Genomic DNA, 15,441 nt, shown 5'->3' on the forward strand with positions numbered 1-15,441 from the left:
AGCGTGAGCTATAGCACTTAGTGAATGAGATTACATCAAAGATTGCGAAACAACCAATGAATAATCGTGAAAGTAGTGCTTGATAATCTTTTAGTCACTCAAACTTATAATATAATTACAAGTCAAAAGCTAGACGTAATCAAAGAAAAAAGTTCATCATTCCGGGATCCTCAAGGACCGCACCGATACCGGCAAGTAACTCGCTGGCTTCCTTGCCATCCACGACCCGGTGGTCGAACGACAAGGCCAGCGTTGAAGTATGCCGTAGTGCTACTTCTCCTCGGTACTCCCAAGGCCTAGGCTTGACTTTGCCTAAGGCGAGAATCCCTGTCTGCCCCGGAGGCAGAATAGGCGTACCGGCATCGACGCCGAACACCCCAACGTTAGTTATTGAAAAAGTACCGCCGGTCAGCTGGGACGCCGTCAGGCTGCCGGCCCGCGCATGGTCGATGAGCTCGGTCAATTCAGCGGCCAACAATGTTAGTGGCTTATTCTGCGCCTGTTTGAGCACGGGGACAAGCAGTCCGCGGTCACTGGCGACCGCCATACCGAGATTCACGTCTGCGAATTGGATAATTTCATCGTTCTCGCCGTCCCAGCGCGCATTGACGCTCGGGAAGTTCAGCAGCAGGCGTGAAACCACCAGTGCCGTCAGCGACGTGATGTTCAGTTTCAGGTCCCTGAATTCGCGGCGGGCACGGAGCTTGTCGATCAGTTCCAACGACTTCGTGACATCAACCGTCAAGAACTCGGTGGCATGCGGCGCCGTGAATGCCGACTGCACCATGGCATTGGCGGTGGCCCGTCGCATGGCGCTGATCTTCACCCGCCTCTGCCCATCCACGGCAGCCGGCTCGCCCGCAACAGGCCGCGATTCTACAGCGGGTGCCGCGGGAGAACTGATCAGAGCTTCAATATCCCGGCGCAGCACCAGGCCATCGGGCCCGCTGCCTCTCACCTCGGCGATGTCGATACCGTGGTCTCGGGCAAGCTTGCGGACCGGGGGCGTGCTGCGTGCCACGGTGGCCCGCGCCGCTTCGGGCACCGCGGCAGCACTTGCAGCAGCAGACCCCTCGGCGGCAACGGTCTTGCCGCGGCCGCGGCGAGCCGGACGCTTGCCGCTGGCCGCCGGAGCGCCGTAGCCCACCAGCGTCGGAGTCCGCTCGGCGGCGCCCTCCTTCTCCCCCGGGGCTTCAGCTCCTGGCTGTGCACCGCCCTTGCCGTCCAGGTCCACAGGCTTGTCGTCGAAGGTCACCAAGGGGCCTCCCACAGGAACCACCTGGCCCTCGTCGGCATGCAGCTTCTGCACGATGCCAGCGAAAGGCGAGGGAAGCTCAACCACTGCCTTGGCGGTTTCCACTTCGGCAATGATCTGGTTCAGGCTGACGTGCTCGCCGACCTTGATTTTCCAGTTCAGCACCTCGGACTCGGTCAGCCCTTCGCCGAGATCCGGCAGCTTGAAGGTTTGGGCGGTCATCACTTGGCAGCTCCTTCGGTTGCCTCGTGGTGGCGCATCACGGTGTCGACCGCATGCATCACCCTGTCGAGATCAGGCAGGTGGTGGCTTTCAAGCCGGGATGGCGGGTAGGGGACGTCGAAGCCCGTGACCCGCAGCGGGGCGTGCTCCAGGTAGTCGAAGCAGCTCTCGGTGATCTGGGCGCAGATCTCGGCCCCCATCCCGCTGGTGCGGCTGGCCTCGTGCACCACCACGAGCTTGCCGGTGCGCTTTACCGATTCGGCAACGGTGTCGATATCCAGCGGGTCCAGGCTGCGCAGGTCGATGACTTCCAGGCCGACGCCTTCGTCTTCCGCCGCCTGCGCCGCGTCCATGAGCGTGTAGGTGGTCGGGCCGTATCCCACGACAGTGACGTCGTCGCCTTCGCGCAGCACCTTGGCCTTCGGCGAGGAGTCGCTCTCCGGCGTAGCCAGCTCGACCTCAGCCTTTTCGTGGTAGCGGCGCTTGGGCTCGAAATAGATCACCGGATCATCGCTGGCGATGGCCTGACGCAGCATTGTGTAGGCGTCCTGCACGCTGGACGGCGCGAAAACACGCAGCCCGGCGGTGTGGGCGAAGTAGGCTTCCGGGGATTCGCTGTGGTGCTCGGGCGAACCGATGCCGCCGCCGTAGGGAATGCGCACTGTCACAGGCATCTTCACCCGGCCGCGCGAGCGGTAGTGCAGCTTGGCCAGCTGGGAGACCAGCTGGTCGAAGGCGGGATAGGTGAATCCGTCGAATTGGATCTCCACCACCGGCCGGTAGCCGCGGTAGGCCAAGCCGATGGCGGCGCCCACGATCCCGGATTCGGCCAGCGGGGTGTCGACGACCCGGTGCTCGCCGAAGTCCTTCTTCAATCCGTCGGTGACGCGGAAGACCCCGCCGAGGGTTCCGATGTCCTCGCCGAGCAGGACCACTTTCTCGTCCTCGGTCAGCGCATCGCGCAGCGACTGGTTCAGCGCCTTGAGCATGGTGGTGGCCATCAGTGCCCCTCCCCCTCGAACTCCGACAGGTAGCTGAGGTAGCCCTCGCGCGCCCGGGTGCTGGGCTCGTGCGCCTCGGAATAGACATTGTCGAACAGCTCGCCCACCGCGGGGTCAGGCATCGCGGTGATGGCGGCGCGCAGCTGCGCGGCCAGGTCGTCGGCGGCGTTCTGCGCGCGCTGCTCATAGGACTGGACGTCGGCGCCGATCACGTGCAGGTACTTGACCAGCCGGTCGATCGGGTCCTTGGCCCTCCACTTCTGAAGCTCTTCATCCTTGCGGTAGCGCGTCGGATCATCGGCGGTGGTGTGCGAACCCATGCGGTAGGTGACGGCTTCGATGAATGTCGGGCCCAGCCCGTTGCGGCAGTGCGCCAAAGCGGCTTGGGTCGCGGCGTAGACGGCCAGGATGTCGTTGCCGTCAACACGCCAGGTCTTCAGGCCGAAGCCGTGGGCCCGGTCGGCGATCTGGGTGCGGCTCTGCAGCGCCACCGGCTCGGAAATGGCCCACTGGTTGTTCTGGCAGAAGAACAGCACCGGCGCCTGGTAGCTGGCGGCGAAGACCATGGCCTCGCTGACGTCGCCCTGGCTGGTGGCGCCGTCGCCGAAGTAGGTGATGGCCACGTCGTCGGTTCCGTCGAACTTGATGCCCATGCCGTAGCCGGCGGCGTGCAGGGTCTGCGCACCGATCACGATCTGCTGGCAGGCGATGTTGACCTCGTTGGGGTTCCACCCGCTGGACTGTGCCCCGCGCCAGACGCTGAGGAGGTCCTCGGCCTTAACACCCCGGGCCCAGGCCACGCCGTGCTCGCGGTAGGAAGGGAAGATGAAATCGGAATCGCGGGCGGCGCGCACCGAACCGATCTGCGCAGCCTCCTGGCCGAGCAGCGGGGCCCACAGGCCCAGTTCGCCCTGGCGCTGCAAGGCGGTCGCCTCGTGATCCAGCCGCCGCAGGACAACCATGTCCCGCAGGAAATCCGCCAAGTCCGACTCGGTCAGCTTGGCAACGTAATGGTCTAGTTCTCGGTCCGGGACCCGTTCCCCGGCGACGTTCAGCAGCTGGTGCGTAGGTATGCACTCCGCGGCTACATCGATGTGCTTGGTGGACACGATCAGCATCCTTACTCTCGCGTAGTCGGTGCCCGAGGCAGTTTCACACTTCAGGCTTAATGTGATGCTACTCACGCAACGCAGATTGCACAATGGCCAGATTCGAATTCGGGCAAAACGCACTGTCCGCCCTCCGGTATCGGTGCTAACGTGCTCATTATGCAGCTACTTGACCAGACGGACCGCCGCATCCTGCTTGCCCTGTCCACCGCCGCCAAGCGGACCGCCTCAGCCGTGGCAACCACCTTGGGCCTGGGCCGCAATACCGTGCAGACCCGCATCACCCGATTGGAGAACGAGGTCCTCGATTCGCTCGACCGGCGCATCCCCGCGAAGTCGCTGGGTTACGGGCTGCTCTCATTCGTCGAGCTTCATGTGGACCAACGCCATTTGGAGGACATCGCGGCCAAGCTGGAACAGATCCCGGAGGTGCTCGAGGCGCACGGACTGACCGGCTCGGCGGACATCCTGGTCCGGGTCGCCGCAAAGGACGCCGAAGAACTTTTCCGGGTCCACGGCCAGCTGCTGCATATCGAAGGGGTCAACCGGGCCGATTCGGCGCTGTCGATGGCGGAGCTGGTCCCCTACCGCACCACGCGGTTGCTGGAGCATTCGCTGGCAGACGGGCCTGCGCGCAAGCAACCTGCATGAGCAACGGATCGAGAAGGCGGGGGTGTTTCGCCCCCGCCTCTCACACCACCGGACATGCGGGCCCGCATCCGGCGGTTCGCTAAGTCATTGAAAACGGTCCCACGCACGGCGAAAGAACACCACACCCAAATCCTCCCAATAAGAGGTTGGCAAGGCACGATGCAAAATCGGCGACTTCGCCACACGCCAATACGCGCGCGAACTATTCCCCCACTCGTAAGCCTTCTGCCCCGCGATCCCTAGACGGCGAAGATTCGCCACCCGAGTGCGAGGACGCTTCCATTCCTTCCAACGAATCTGACGCAACCGGCGCCTAAACCATTCATCAAGGTCCGAGAATCTCCTGTTGGTCATCGCCAGCCGGAAATATCCCATCCAACCCCGAACATAATTGTTCAGTTCACCGATGCGGTAGTCCATCGACACACTCCACCGCCGAGAAGTCAGATCCCGGATTCGCCTCTTCATGCGCTTCCACGCCTTCGAAGCGACCCGGACCCTGACCTGCCCTCCTTTGACGAAGTAGAAACCAAAACCCAGCAACGTAGCTACACTCGCCGGATTGATCACTGATTTCTGCCGATTCACCCTCAGCTTCAGACGCTGCTCAAGGACTTTCGTCGCCTGAGCCAACACCCGCTCGGCAGCACGCTTCGACTTCACGAACACCCGGATATCATCGGCATAACGCACAAACCGGTGCCCCCTCGACCAGAATTCCTGATCGAAATCATCCAACATGATGTTAGACGGCAACGGCGACAAGGGCGACCCCTGCGGGGTGCCCTCCACCGTTTCCCGCCGGACACCCTGCGCCATGATCCCAGCCTTCAAATACTTCCGAATAAGCTTCAGAACCCGCCGGCCCTTCACCTTCCGCGCAACCCTGGACATCAGCACGTCATGGTTCACCCGATCAAAGAACTGATCAAGGTCAACCTCGACCACCCACCGATACCCCTGCTCCATGACCGTACGGGCCACCACAGCAGCATCATGGGCGCTCTTGCCCGGCCGGAACCCCTTGATCCCTGAGCCCATCCCCACCGACCACCGGTTCACCACTACGCGCAGAAGAAGTCGAAGAGACCAAAGGTTCCACCGAGCACTCCTAAAATTTCCTTCCGCCCCACGAACAGTGGGCGACTACGATTACCGCAATGAACACGAGCACCGATGCTTCAGATACTCAATTCCCAGCGTTCAGCCCTTCCCCGCCTCCGTCAACGAACCCTGTAAGGGAACTCGGGCTTACCTTCGGGCTCCACACCCGAAGTGAATTCCATGGCAGGTACTATGACCTCTGCTGACTTCTGCCCCATCGATCCCGTCCTCGCGGACAGGATCGCTCCACCAACTAACGCTGGTGACGCACTGGGACAGACCTCCCCAGATAAGAACATCCACTTTCCCCCTGCGCCTGCCACATTTACACATCTGCCGTTTGTTGATGGAACAAAACCGGTGGGACGGGCTTCACCATCTCTAGCTGGCTTACCCCGGCAAACATGCCTTCTATGTGATTCGTGTTCCTCAGTGCAGGATTTTGCCTCCGGCTTCCTTCCCACCCCACCTCACGGTGACGCAGTTGCCATTGGCTAGGCCTTAAACCACCTTCTCGGCCAGAGGACTTTCACCTCCAAGTAAATGCCCATGCTGGGCGCACCAGAAATGCGGACGGGACCAGCCTGAGTGGCTGATCCCGTCCGCATCGGTTTTCCGCTAGGTGATTGAAATGAAGGCTAGTGGTCGACTGCCTTCTCTGCACCGACACCGGTCAGCGAGCGAACTTCCATTTCCGCCGCCTTCTTTGGATCCTCGCTTCCCGGATCGGTGATCGAGCCCAGCCAGCCGAGCAGGAATGCCAGCGGGATGGAGACGAGGCCCGGGTTGGCCAGCGGGAAGATCGAGATATCGATGCTCGGGATCATCGAGGTTGCCGCACCGGAGAAGACGGGCGAGAAGATGATCAGCAGGATGGCCGAGCCCAGGCCACCGTACATCGACCAGACTGCACCGCGGGTCTTGAAGCCCTTCCAGAACAGCGAGTAGAGGATGGTCGGAAGGTTGGCCGAGGCGGCTACCGCGAAGGCCAGCGCCACCAGGAAGGCGACGTTCTGGCCCTGGGCACCGATGCCGCCGGCGATCGCGAAGACGCCGATGACCAGTACGGTGCGACGGGCAACCTTCATTTCCTTCTCCGGGGTGCTCTTGCCCTTGGAGATGACCGATGCGTAGACATCGTGGGCGAAGGAAGCAGCTGCGGTGATGGTCAGGCCGGCCACCACCGCCAGGATGGTTGCGAAGGCCACCGCGGAGATCAGGCCCAGCAGCAGCGTGCCGCCCAGTTCGTAGGCCAGCAGCGGGGCTGCGGAGTTCACGCCGCCCGGGGCGGCCTTGATCTTGTCCGGGCCGATCAGGGCGCCGGCGCCGAAGCCGAGGACCAGGGTGAACAGGTAGAAGGCCCCGATCAGCCAGATGGCCCAGACGACCGACTTGCGGGCTTCCTTGGCGGTTGGCACGGTGTAGAAGCGCATCAGCACGTGCGGCAAACCTGCGGTGCCGAGCACCAAGGCCAGGGCCAGGGAGATGAAGTCGAGCTTTGAGGTTTCGGACTTGCCATACTGCATGCCCGGGTTCAGGATCTCAGGGTTGCCAGCCACTTCGGCGGCCTTGCCCAGCAGCTCGGAGAAGTTGAATCCGAACATGGCCAGGGTCCACACGGTCATGATCAGGGCGCCGGCGATGAGCAGGCAGGCCTTGATGATCTGCACCCAGGTGGTGCCCTTCATGCCGCCGACCAGGACGTATAGGATCATCAGCGCGCCGACGATGACGATCACCAGCGACTGGCCTGCCTTGGAGTCGATGCCCAGCAGCAGGGACACCAGTGCGCCGGCGCCGGCCATCTGCGCCAGCAGGTAGAACACGCACACCGCGAGGGTGGAGATCGCCGCGGCGATGCGCACGGGACGCTGCTTCAGGCGGAAGGAAAGCACATCTGCCATGGTGAACTTGCCGGTGTTGCGCAGCAGCTCGGCCACGAGCAGCAGGGCAACCAGCCAGGCCACGAGGAAGCCGATGGAGTACAGGAAGCCGTCGTAGCCGTTGATGGCGATGGCGCCGACGATGCCCAGGAAGGATGCCGCCGACAGGTAATCGCCGGCGATGGCGGTGCCGTTCTGGGTTCCGGTGAAGGAGCGTCCGCCGGCGTAGTAGTCAGCGGCGGTCTTGTTGTTCTTGCTGGCTCGGAGCACGATCACCAGGGTGACGCCGACGAAGGCTACGAAGATGGCGATGTTCACCAGCGGGTTGCCGACAGTGGTCTTCTCAGCCGCCGCCGCAAGGATGGTTAGGTTGTTCACTGATCTGCTCCCTGGTTCTCCAGACGCTCACGGATCTTGGTGGCCTTCGGATCGAGCTTCTTGTTGGAGAAGCTCACGTAGGCTGCGGTGATGACGAAGGTGGACACGAACTGCAGCAGGCCCAGGACGATGCCCATGTTGATGTTGCCCAGGACCTTGATGGACATGAAGTCGTGGAAGTAATCGGCCAAAAGAACGTAGGCGAAATACCAGACCAGGAAGAAGATAGCCATGGGGAATACGAAGCTGCGGTGGGTGCGGCGCAGTTCCTGGAATTCCTCCGACTTGCTCTCCGCCACGAAATCAATGTCGTCTTCGACATTGTGGTGGGGATTGGCACTCATGATGCCCTCCTTGTGCGGGTGGTTGGATGATTGAAACCTGATGTGATGCAAGGCACATCTCGACTGTGACTAAGTTCACTATCTGCGAAAGTTCCGTCCCCGACTAGGGGTTTGGGCCCAGCCATGGCTCAGCGGAGCAAAACCTGCGCCCAACGGCACATCTATCGACGACAAGCGGTCGGGCAACGGGTTGTGACCTTAGGATTGATGTATGTCCCCAGCCCTGCAGATCACCCTCATCGTCACCATCGTGACGGTCGGCATTGCCGTCATCGGGTATTTCGGATTCAAGATCTCCCGCTCAACCAAGGAGATGGGCACCGACGCGGAGGAAGCGACCTTCACCACCCTGCACCACATGTCCGTCGCCGTTCCCCACCTGGAACGGGGGCTGACGGTGGAAGGAGCCGCGAAGAGCGCCAAGGCGCTGCGCAGGCTGCTGAACTGCCCGGTCCTGCTGATCTCCGACACCCGCCACATCCTTGCCACGGATGCCGGCATCGAATTCACCGCGGATCTCGAAGAGCAAGCTTCGGAAGCATTCAGCACCGCGCTGGCCACCGGCAAAACGCAGGTGAAGCGGCTCTCCGGCCAGGATTTCGTGGCCGCCCCGATCATGGTGGGAAACCAGCCGGTGGGTACGGTGACCGCCCTGACCCCGCGTGCCGGGGCTGGATTCGTCCGCGCCGTCTCGGAGGTGGCGGTTTTCGTCTCCGCGCAGGTCTCCACCGCGCAATTGGATGAGAACAAGGCGATGCTGCTCGAAGCGCAGATGCGGGCCCTGCGCGCGCAGATTTCGCCCCACTTCATCTACAACTCGCTGAACGCCATCGCCTCGTTCATCAACACGGATCCAGCCCGCGCCCGCGAGCTGGTGATCGAATTCGCTGACTTCACCCGCTACTCCTTCCGCCGCCGGGGGGAATTCACCACCCTCGCCGAGGAGCTGGAGGCCATCGACCGCTACCTGCTACTGGAAAAGGCCCGCTTCGGCGACCGCATCAAGGTGTCTTTGCAGATCGCCCCGGAAGTGCTCTCGACCAGGATCCCGTTCCTCTCGTTGCAACCGCTGGTGGAAAACGCGGTGCGCCACGGCCTGGAAGCCAGGCCCGACGGCGGGGTTATTTCCATCACCGCTACCGAGGACGGGATGCACGCGGTCATCAGCGTGGAAGACGACGGCGTGGGCATGGATCCGGAGCAGCTGTCCAGCGTGCTGGCAGGCACCACGGTCAACATGCATGTGGGTCTGCGCAACGTTGACGTGCGGCTTCGCCAGCTCTACGGCAATTCGAACGGGCTGATCATCGACACCGCGCCAGGCGCAGGTACGCAGATCACCTTGCGCATCCCGAAGTTCCTGGCTCCGGGCACGGCATCGATCGACGAATGAATTCCATGGGTCCCGAAGGCAAACACAACAGAAACGATAGAATCAACTCATGATTAATGTGGTTGTCGCCGACGACGAACTTCCGGCAGTGGAAGAGATCGCGTTCCTCCTGAGCCAGGACTCCCGAATCGGGAAAATCCACCGCGCAACCTCTGGCGCCGCGGCGTTGAAAGCGCTGGAGGAAAACGAAGTGGACGCGCTCTTCCTCGACATCCACATGCCCGCGCTCTCCGGCCTTGATATCGCACGGGTCATCTCCCGCTTCGCCAACCCGCCGCTGGTGGTCTTCGTGACCGCCGACGAGGACCAGGCCTTGGAAGCCTTCGAGCTCGCCGCGGTCGACTACGTGCTCAAGCCCATCCGCCCGCAGCGCTTGGCCGAGTCCGTGCGCCGCCTGTGCGAGCTCGTTGAGGAAGCCCCCGCCAAACCCGAAATGATCACCGTGGACCAGGGCGGCATCACCAAGCTCATCCCCCGCGGCGACATCGCCTACGTCCAGGCCCAGGGGGACTACGCGCGCCTGCATACCAAGGACTCCAGCTATCTGATCCGCGTCCCGCTGAATGATCTGGAGCAGCAATGGGCGGAGTCTGGTTACGTGCGCATCCACCGCTCCTACCTGGTGAGCATGGACAAGATCGAAAACGTCCGGCTGCAGACCGGCAAGGCGGCCGTGCTGGTCAACGGGACCGAGCTGCCGATCTCCCGGCGCGCCCTGCCCTACCTGCGCGAGCGCCTGGCCGCCAACCGCGTCCGCCCGCTCTAGGCCCGGCGTGATTCCGTGAAGCGCGACTCCCCGGAGGCTCCCCTGCCTGGACGCTTTGCCCAGCAGCGTCCGCAGCGGGTACGCGTCCAGGCTCCCCAGAATGCCTCGCTGACCGTTTCCGCGGTCAAGCCGGAACATACGGCCCAGGAATTCTACGTCCAGCAGTTGATCCGCTCCCAGTTGCGGCTGGCCTGCGCCGTGGCCGCAGGGCTGCTGACCATGCTCGTGGGCATCAGTGCGCTGCTGGCCCTCTGGCCGACAGTCTATGAATTCACTTTGTGGCATATACCCCTGCCATGGTGGATTCTCGGGGTGGGGATCTATCCGCTGATCATCGTGGCCGGCATGCTGTTCAACGGCGCGGCGGCCCGCAATGAAAAACGCTACCGGAGCATCAGCCGTGATTAATCTGCTTTCAGCCCTGGCCTTGGTGGTGGTCTGCGTGACCACCATGCTGATCGCCTTCCACGGGCTGCGCCTGTCGCGCACCACCAGCGATTTCTACGTGGCCAGCCGCACCGTGCGCCCGTGGTGGAACGCCTCCGCCATCGGCGGCGAATACCTGTCGGCCGCCTCTTTCCTGGGTGTGGCGGGGCTGATTGTGCTCTCCGGCCAGTCCGGGCTCTGGTTCCCCATCGGGTACACGGCTGGCTACCTGATGTTGCTGCTGTTCGTCGCCGCGCCGCTGCGCCGCTCGCAGGCCTATACCATCCCCGACTTCGCCCAGATCCGCTTCGAGGAATCCAAGTCGCTGCGCAAGATCACCACCTACCTGGTGGTGGTGATCTGCTGGCTGTACATCGTCCCGCAGATGCATGGGGCGGCCCTGACCCTGTCGATCGCCACCGGGCTGCCCGGATGGCTCGGCCCGGTGATCGTGGCTGCGGTCGTGTGCATCACGGTGGTCTCCGGCGGCATGCGCTCGGTGACCTTCGTCCAGGCTTTCCAGTACTGGTTCAAGCTGGCAGCGCTCGTGGTCCCCACGATCTTCCTGCTCATCCAGGTGATCCCAGAGCAGTCCAGCACCGCGCGCCTCGACAGCATCGCGACCCAGCTGGAATCGGTGGCCGGGCTGAACCTGTACGAGACCATCTCCATCATCCTCGCGTTGCTCTTCGGCACCCTGGGCCTTCCCCACGTGCTGGTGCGCTTCTACACCAACCCCACCGGGCAGGCCGCACGTTCCACCACCGTGATCGTGCTGGGCTTGCTCTCGGTGTTCTACCTGCTGCCCACCACGCTCGGCGTGCTGGGTCTGCTCTACGCCCCGCAGCTGGGCGGCAACGCGGAGACCGACGCCACGGTGCTCCTGCTGCCCTCGGCGGTGCTGGACGGGTTCCTGGGCGACTCGCTGACCGCGATCGTGGTCGGCGGCGCCTTCGCCGCGTTCCTGTCCACCACCTCCGGGCTAGTGGTCTCGCTGGCCGGGGCGCTGTCCCAGGAATTCTTCGCCGGGACCGTGCGGGGCTTCCGCATCTCCACCGTGCTGGCCACCGCCCTGCCGGTGTTCATCGCGGTGGTGACCAGCTCGCTGGCGCTGGCCGGAGCGATCGGCAACGTCTTCGCTTTCACCGCCTCGACCATCTGCCCGCTGCTGCTGCTGGGCATCTGGTGGCGCTCGCTGACCGCCCGCGGAGCCATTGCCGGCATGCTGACCGGCGCGGCCGCCTGCGGCCTGGCACTGATGATTTCCAGCCTGCTGCCCGAGGTCGACACCCTCTGGTTCCACATGCTGCGCCAGCCGGCTGCCTGGAGCGTCCCGCTGGCCTTCGTGGTCATGATCGCGGTCTCCCGCGCCACCGCGCGCAGCGTCCCCGCCAATGCGGACCGCATCATGGCCCGGCTGCACGTTCCGGACCGCGACTCCGCCTTCTGATCCACCGCCCACCAGCACGTGGAGTGTGCAGAGACGCACAAGGCCGCCGGCCGCCGGGGAATAACCCGGGCAGGCGGCGGCCTGTGAAGCTGCGCGGTGCTAGTCGATCGAGGCCATCAGCTCGACCACGCGGTCGAGGAACGCGTCGACCTGCGACTCCTCGTAGCCGTCGGTTCCGGTGGACGAGCGGAACTCCACGCGGCGCACGGTGTCCACTGACATCGGCACGTCCTTCTCGAAGTAGTCGATCAGCTGGTCGCACAAGCGGTCCACGTCTTCGACGTTGTAGCTCGAAGCGTTGGTGCGCGAGGGGCGGCGGAAGCGCTCCCCCTTGGCACGGTGCAGTCGCCCGCGCAGGATCGCCGCCAGGCGGCCTACCTGCTGCAGCCAGACTTCCTCGCCCTGGTGGGCGATCAGGTCGTCGCGCTCGCGCTTGGCGAAGACGTCTTCCAGCCGGTCCAGCGCGCCGTCGACCTCGCGGGCCTGGTAGCCGCCCTTCTGCGGGGCGAAGGTCGTGCGGCGGATCAGGTGGCTGGTGACCACGCTGTCGTCGTTGCCCCCGCCGTTGAAGGTGGCACGGGCGCGGCTGAGGAACGCATCAACCTGCTTGACGTTGTAGCCGAATTCCGAATCCGGGACCCGGGAAAACGGAGCATCTTGCTGCTGCGACACGACTGATCCTTCTTCTCTCGATAAAGTCAGGGGCGGATCGAGGTGATCCGCGATCCCTAGTTATTCTATGGCGTGAGCCAAGGCATGGGTTAAAAGCCACACCGGCGGGCGTCATCCATGGGAAAGGATCACACCGCGCCGGTGCTGCGGCCTATGACAGGGAAACACTCCATGTCAGCAAGTGGGAGATCAGGTAGCCCAACGGGACGACGAAGACCACCGAGTCCAGCCGGTCCATGATGCCGCCATGGCCCGGCAGCAGGTTGCTCATGTCCTTGATGCCCAGCTCGCGCTTGATCATGGATTCGGAGAAGTCTCCCGTGGTTGCCGCGATCGTGGTGAAGAACGCCAGGATCACGCCGGTCCACCATGGCATGTCCAGCCAGAAGTGCATGGCCAGGGCGCCGACCGCCATGGATCCAAGCATCGAGCCGGCGAAGCCCTCCCAGGACTTCTTGGGCGATATCTTCGGGGCCATGGGATGCTTGCCGAACAGCACCCCGACGATATAGCCGAAGGTGTCGTTGCTGACCGCCAGCAGCAGGATCGTTGCGATCAGCCACTGGCCGTTGGGCTCCTCGAGGATCAGCAGCGCGAAGGACAGCAGCAGCGGGACCCAGCTGATGATGAACACGCTGCTCATCACCGAGGCCGCGGCCCCCTTCAGCCCCTCCGTCAACCGCACCAGCAGCGCGATGACCAGGCAGATCATGTAGGTGAAGCCCATGGCTTCCAGCCCGCCCCAGATCGCGCTGATCGGAAGCATCGCCGAGGCGAGGAAGAGCGGAACCAGCGGGACCGAGGTCTTGGCGTGGGTGGTCGCACGGGCGACTTCCCAGCTGCCCACCCCGGCCAGGGCCACAATCAGTCCGACCAGCAGAGGCTCGTAGAGGAACAGGCCCGCGAGCACCAGTCCGAGCATGAGCAGTCCGACGCCGATGGCGGCCGGCAGGTTGCGCCCGGCCCGGGACTTCTTGGGCTCGGCCGGCGCGCCGACCAGCAGTTCGGTCGGGATCGAGGCCCGGGCGGCGTCCGGTTCACCGGTTTCAGCCAGGTCCTTGGACTCGCTGACCGGAGGGGGCTCGGCAGGACCTTCGACCTTGAGTTCCTCGGGAGGAACCGGAGAGCGGTCCTCCGCGGTGAAAGCCGCCTTGGCGCGCTGTTTGGCCTGCTGCGAGTCCACCGCGGCGCTCGCGGCTGGCATCCCCGGTTCAATCACCGGCTGCGGCGGGCCTGCGTCCTCGGGTTCGCGCGCGGCAGGCTTCTTGCCGCGGCGCTTGGCTTCCTTCTGCTGGGCTTCGTGCAGGGCTCTCGCCTCGCGGCGGGTCAGGGGTTTGGCTTCACCGGATGCCACTGAGGGCACCGCCGAAGCCGTGCCCTCAGTGTGATCTGTCGAGCCTGGCATTAGACTTCCAGCAGCTCGGCTTCTTTGTTCTTCAGAATCTCGTCGACTGCGTCAACGTGCTTCTTGGTCAGTGCGTCCAGGTCCTTTTCACCGCGGTTGCCCTCGTCCTCGCCGATCTCGCCGTCCTTGACGAACTTGTCGATGGCGTCCTTGGCCTTGCGGCGCAGGTTTCGCAGTGCAACGCGGGCATCCTCGCCCTTGGCGCGGGCCAGCTTGACGTACTCCTTGCGGCGCTCCTCGGTCAGCACCGGAAGGGTCACGCGGATCATCTTGCCGTCGCTCGACGGGTTGGCGCCGACCTCTGGATCACCCAGCGCCTTTTCGATCTCGCGCAGGGCGGTCACGTCGAACGGGGTGATGGTGATGGTGCGGGCCTCTGGCACGGCGAAGGAAGCCAGCTGCTGCAGCGGGGTCGGCGAGCCGTAGTAGTCCACCATGACCTTCGAGTACATGCCAGGGTGTGCACGGCCGGTGCGGATCGTGGCGAAGTCTTCCTTCGCGGCCTCAATGGTGCGGTCCATCTTTTCGGCGGTTTCCGCCAGGGTTTCGTCAATCACCGGTACTCCTCAAGTACTCATTGCTGTTTCCACCAAGGGAAAATAAATCTAGAACAATCCTATGCCACGTTCACCGCTTATGCGGTGACGGTGGTGCCGATTCGCTCGCCGCGGATGGCGCGGGTGACATTGCCCTCACCTTCCATGCCGAAGACCAGCATGTCCAGCTTGTTGTCCTGGCACATGGTCATGGCGGTCTGGTCCATCACGCGGATGTTCTTGACCAGCGCCTCGGTGTAGGTCAGCGTGTCGAGCTTGGTGGCGGTCGGGTCGGTCTTGGGATCGGCGGTATACACGCCGTCCACGCCCGACTTGGCCATCAGCACCTCGTCGGCGTCGACTTCCAGGGCGCGCTGGGCCGCGACGGTGTCGGTGGAGAAGTACGGCAGTCCGGCGCCCGCGCCGAAGATGACCACGCGGTCCTTTTCCATGTGGCGGATTGCGCGGCGCGGGATGTAGTTCTCCGCGACCTGGGCCATGGCGATGGCCGACTGCACGCGGGTCTCGACGCCGCACTGCTCCAGGAAGTCCTGCAGGGCCAGGCAGTTCATCACGGTGCCGAGCATACCCATGTAGTCTGCGCGGGAGCGGTCCATGCCCGAAGCCGACAGCTCGGCGCCGCGGAAGAAGTTGCCGCCGCCGACGACGATCGCCACCTCGACCTCGCCCACAGTCTGGGCAATCTGCTCGGCGATGCCGCGCACGGTCTTCGGGTCGACGCCCACCTTGCCGCCGCCGAAAACTTCTCCTGAGAGCTTGAGCAGTACGCGGCGACGCTTGGTTTCTGGGCTGGTTGACATGGGGTCTAACTCCTGCAGTTGGTAA

General features: G+C 63.7%; 15 protein-coding genes and 1 pseudogene. 5 read left to right on the top strand and 11 right to left on the bottom strand.

What is annotated here, in order from left to right; all coding sequences use genetic code 11:
• Window positions 1-139: 139 nt before the first annotated feature.
• The 3 genes from RF641_RS03305 to pdhA are packed head-to-tail and all read right to left on the bottom strand — an operon-like array spanning window position 140 to window position 3,596.
• Window positions 140-1,477, bottom strand: coding sequence for a dihydrolipoamide acetyltransferase family protein (locus RF641_RS03305; RefSeq protein WP_424572494.1), 1,338 nt, complete (start codon window positions 1,475-1,477; stop codon window positions 140-142).
• On the bottom strand, window positions 1,477-2,478 hold the full coding sequence (locus tag RF641_RS03310; RefSeq protein ID WP_113606681.1) for an alpha-ketoacid dehydrogenase subunit beta: 1,002 nt from the start codon (window positions 2,476-2,478) through the stop codon (window positions 1,477-1,479). The genes RF641_RS03305 and RF641_RS03310 overlap by 1 nt, the downstream gene beginning before the upstream one ends.
• On the bottom strand, window positions 2,478-3,596 hold the full coding sequence (gene pdhA, locus RF641_RS03315; protein ID WP_424572495.1) for a pyruvate dehydrogenase (acetyl-transferring) E1 component subunit alpha: 1,119 nt from the start codon (window positions 3,594-3,596) through the stop codon (window positions 2,478-2,480). Before pdhA ends, RF641_RS03310 begins: the two co-directional genes overlap by 1 nt.
• A gap of 150 nt (window positions 3,597-3,746) precedes the next feature.
• Between pdhA and RF641_RS03320 the strand changes: the two genes are divergently transcribed.
• On the top strand, window positions 3,747-4,238 hold the full coding sequence (locus tag RF641_RS03320) for an Lrp/AsnC family transcriptional regulator (RefSeq protein WP_047121200.1): 492 nt from the start codon (window positions 3,747-3,749) through the stop codon (window positions 4,236-4,238).
• A gap of 84 nt (window positions 4,239-4,322) precedes the next feature.
• On the opposite strand, the gene RF641_RS03325 is transcribed toward RF641_RS03320, so the two are convergent.
• The 4 genes and pseudogenes from RF641_RS03325 to RF641_RS03340 all read right to left on the bottom strand — a co-directional run bounded on the left by RF641_RS03325 (window position 4,323) and on the right by RF641_RS03340 (window position 7,947).
• A complete protein-coding gene (locus tag RF641_RS03325) occupies window positions 4,323-4,706 on the bottom strand; it encodes a group II intron maturase-specific domain-containing protein (protein ID WP_424572659.1) in 384 nt (127 codons plus the stop codon).
• A 78-nt stretch (window positions 4,707-4,784) separates the two neighbouring features.
• A pseudogene (locus RF641_RS03330) lies at window positions 4,785-5,318 on the bottom strand (reverse transcriptase domain-containing protein); the annotation flags it as partial.
• 662 nt (window positions 5,319-5,980) lie between these two features.
• Window positions 5,981-7,588, bottom strand: a complete 1,608-nt coding sequence (locus RF641_RS03335; RefSeq protein ID WP_047121197.1) for a solute symporter family protein — start codon at window positions 7,586-7,588, stop codon at window positions 5,981-5,983.
• 11 nt (window positions 7,589-7,599) lie between these two features.
• Window positions 7,600-7,947, bottom strand: coding sequence for a DUF485 domain-containing protein (locus RF641_RS03340; protein WP_161447556.1), 348 nt, complete (start codon window positions 7,945-7,947; stop codon window positions 7,600-7,602).
• 211 nt (window positions 7,948-8,158) lie between these two features.
• Here RF641_RS03340 and RF641_RS03345 point away from each other — a divergent pair, with 211 nt between their 5' ends.
• From RF641_RS03345 to RF641_RS03360, 4 genes are read left to right on the top strand one after another with little or no spacing between them, the layout of a single operon-like run.
• On the top strand, window positions 8,159-9,340 hold the full coding sequence (locus RF641_RS03345; RefSeq protein WP_047121041.1) for a sensor histidine kinase: 1,182 nt from the start codon (window positions 8,159-8,161) through the stop codon (window positions 9,338-9,340).
• A 49-nt stretch (window positions 9,341-9,389) separates the two neighbouring features.
• The gene (locus tag RF641_RS03350; protein WP_047121040.1) at window positions 9,390-10,106 is read left to right on the top strand and encodes a LytR/AlgR family response regulator transcription factor; all 717 of its coding nucleotides are present in this window, start codon (window positions 9,390-9,392) and stop codon (window positions 10,104-10,106) included.
• Between the two features lie 15 nt (window positions 10,107-10,121).
• Complete coding sequence (locus RF641_RS03355; protein WP_052772604.1) at window positions 10,122-10,514, top strand: hypothetical protein; 393 nt, start codon at window positions 10,122-10,124, stop codon at window positions 10,512-10,514.
• A gap of 43 nt (window positions 10,515-10,557) precedes the next feature.
• The gene (locus RF641_RS03360) at window positions 10,558-11,982 is read left to right on the top strand and encodes a cation acetate symporter (protein ID WP_424572660.1); all 1,425 of its coding nucleotides are present in this window, start codon (window positions 10,558-10,560) and stop codon (window positions 11,980-11,982) included.
• Window positions 11,983-12,081: 99 nt separating this feature from the next.
• Here the strand turns inward: RF641_RS03360 and RF641_RS03365 are convergent, their stop codons facing one another.
• From RF641_RS03365 to pyrH, 4 genes are all read right to left on the bottom strand, one after another.
• Window positions 12,082-12,654 (bottom strand): DivIVA domain-containing protein, encoded by a 573-nt coding sequence (locus RF641_RS03365; protein WP_047121039.1) that lies wholly within the window; start codon window positions 12,652-12,654, stop codon window positions 12,082-12,084.
• 151 nt (window positions 12,655-12,805) lie between these two features.
• Window positions 12,806-14,008 carry a phosphatidate cytidylyltransferase gene (locus RF641_RS03370; RefSeq protein ID WP_424572496.1) on the bottom strand — a complete coding sequence of 401 codons (1,203 nt, stop codon included), beginning with the start codon at window positions 14,006-14,008 and terminating at the stop codon, window positions 12,806-12,808.
• A 50-nt stretch (window positions 14,009-14,058) separates the two neighbouring features.
• Window positions 14,059-14,616: a ribosome recycling factor gene (gene frr, locus RF641_RS03375; protein WP_047121038.1), complete on the bottom strand. Its 558-nt coding sequence runs from the start codon at window positions 14,614-14,616 to the stop codon at window positions 14,059-14,061.
• 77 nt (window positions 14,617-14,693) lie between these two features.
• On the bottom strand, window positions 14,694-15,416 hold the full coding sequence (gene pyrH, locus RF641_RS03380; RefSeq protein ID WP_047121037.1) for a UMP kinase: 723 nt from the start codon (window positions 15,414-15,416) through the stop codon (window positions 14,694-14,696).
• Window positions 15,417-15,441: the final 25 nt, after the last annotated feature.

The organism is Arthrobacter sp. 'calajunan' (assembly GCF_046940185.1).
In the GTDB taxonomy this organism is placed as follows: Bacteria; Actinomycetota; Actinomycetes; order Actinomycetales; family Micrococcaceae; genus Glutamicibacter; species Glutamicibacter soli.

Coding starts and splice junctions, on each gene's coding strand:
- RF641_RS03305 (WP_424572494.1), bottom strand. CDS start 1,477: ATGACCGCCCAAACCTTCAAGCTGCCGGATCTCGGCGAAGGGCTGACC.
- RF641_RS03310 (WP_113606681.1), bottom strand. CDS start 2,478: ATGGCCACCACCATGCTCAAGGCGCTGAACCAGTCGCTGCGCGATGCG.
- pdhA (WP_424572495.1), bottom strand. CDS start 3,596: ATGCTGATCGTGTCCACCAAGCACATCGATGTAGCCGCGGAGTGCATA.
- RF641_RS03320 (WP_047121200.1), top strand. CDS start 3,747: ATGCAGCTACTTGACCAGACGGACCGCCGCATCCTGCTTGCCCTGTCC.
- RF641_RS03325 (WP_424572659.1), bottom strand. CDS start 4,706: ATGAAGAGGCGAATCCGGGATCTGACTTCTCGGCGGTGGAGTGTGTCG.
- RF641_RS03340 (WP_161447556.1), bottom strand. CDS start 7,947: ATGAGTGCCAATCCCCACCACAATGTCGAAGACGACATTGATTTCGTG.
- RF641_RS03345 (WP_047121041.1), top strand. CDS start 8,159: ATGTCCCCAGCCCTGCAGATCACCCTCATCGTCACCATCGTGACGGTC.
- RF641_RS03350 (WP_047121040.1), top strand. CDS start 9,390: ATGATTAATGTGGTTGTCGCCGACGACGAACTTCCGGCAGTGGAAGAG.
- RF641_RS03360 (WP_424572660.1), top strand. CDS start 10,558: ATGCTGATCGCCTTCCACGGGCTGCGCCTGTCGCGCACCACCAGCGAT.
- pyrH (WP_047121037.1), bottom strand. CDS start 15,416: ATGTCAACCAGCCCAGAAACCAAGCGTCGCCGCGTACTGCTCAAGCTC.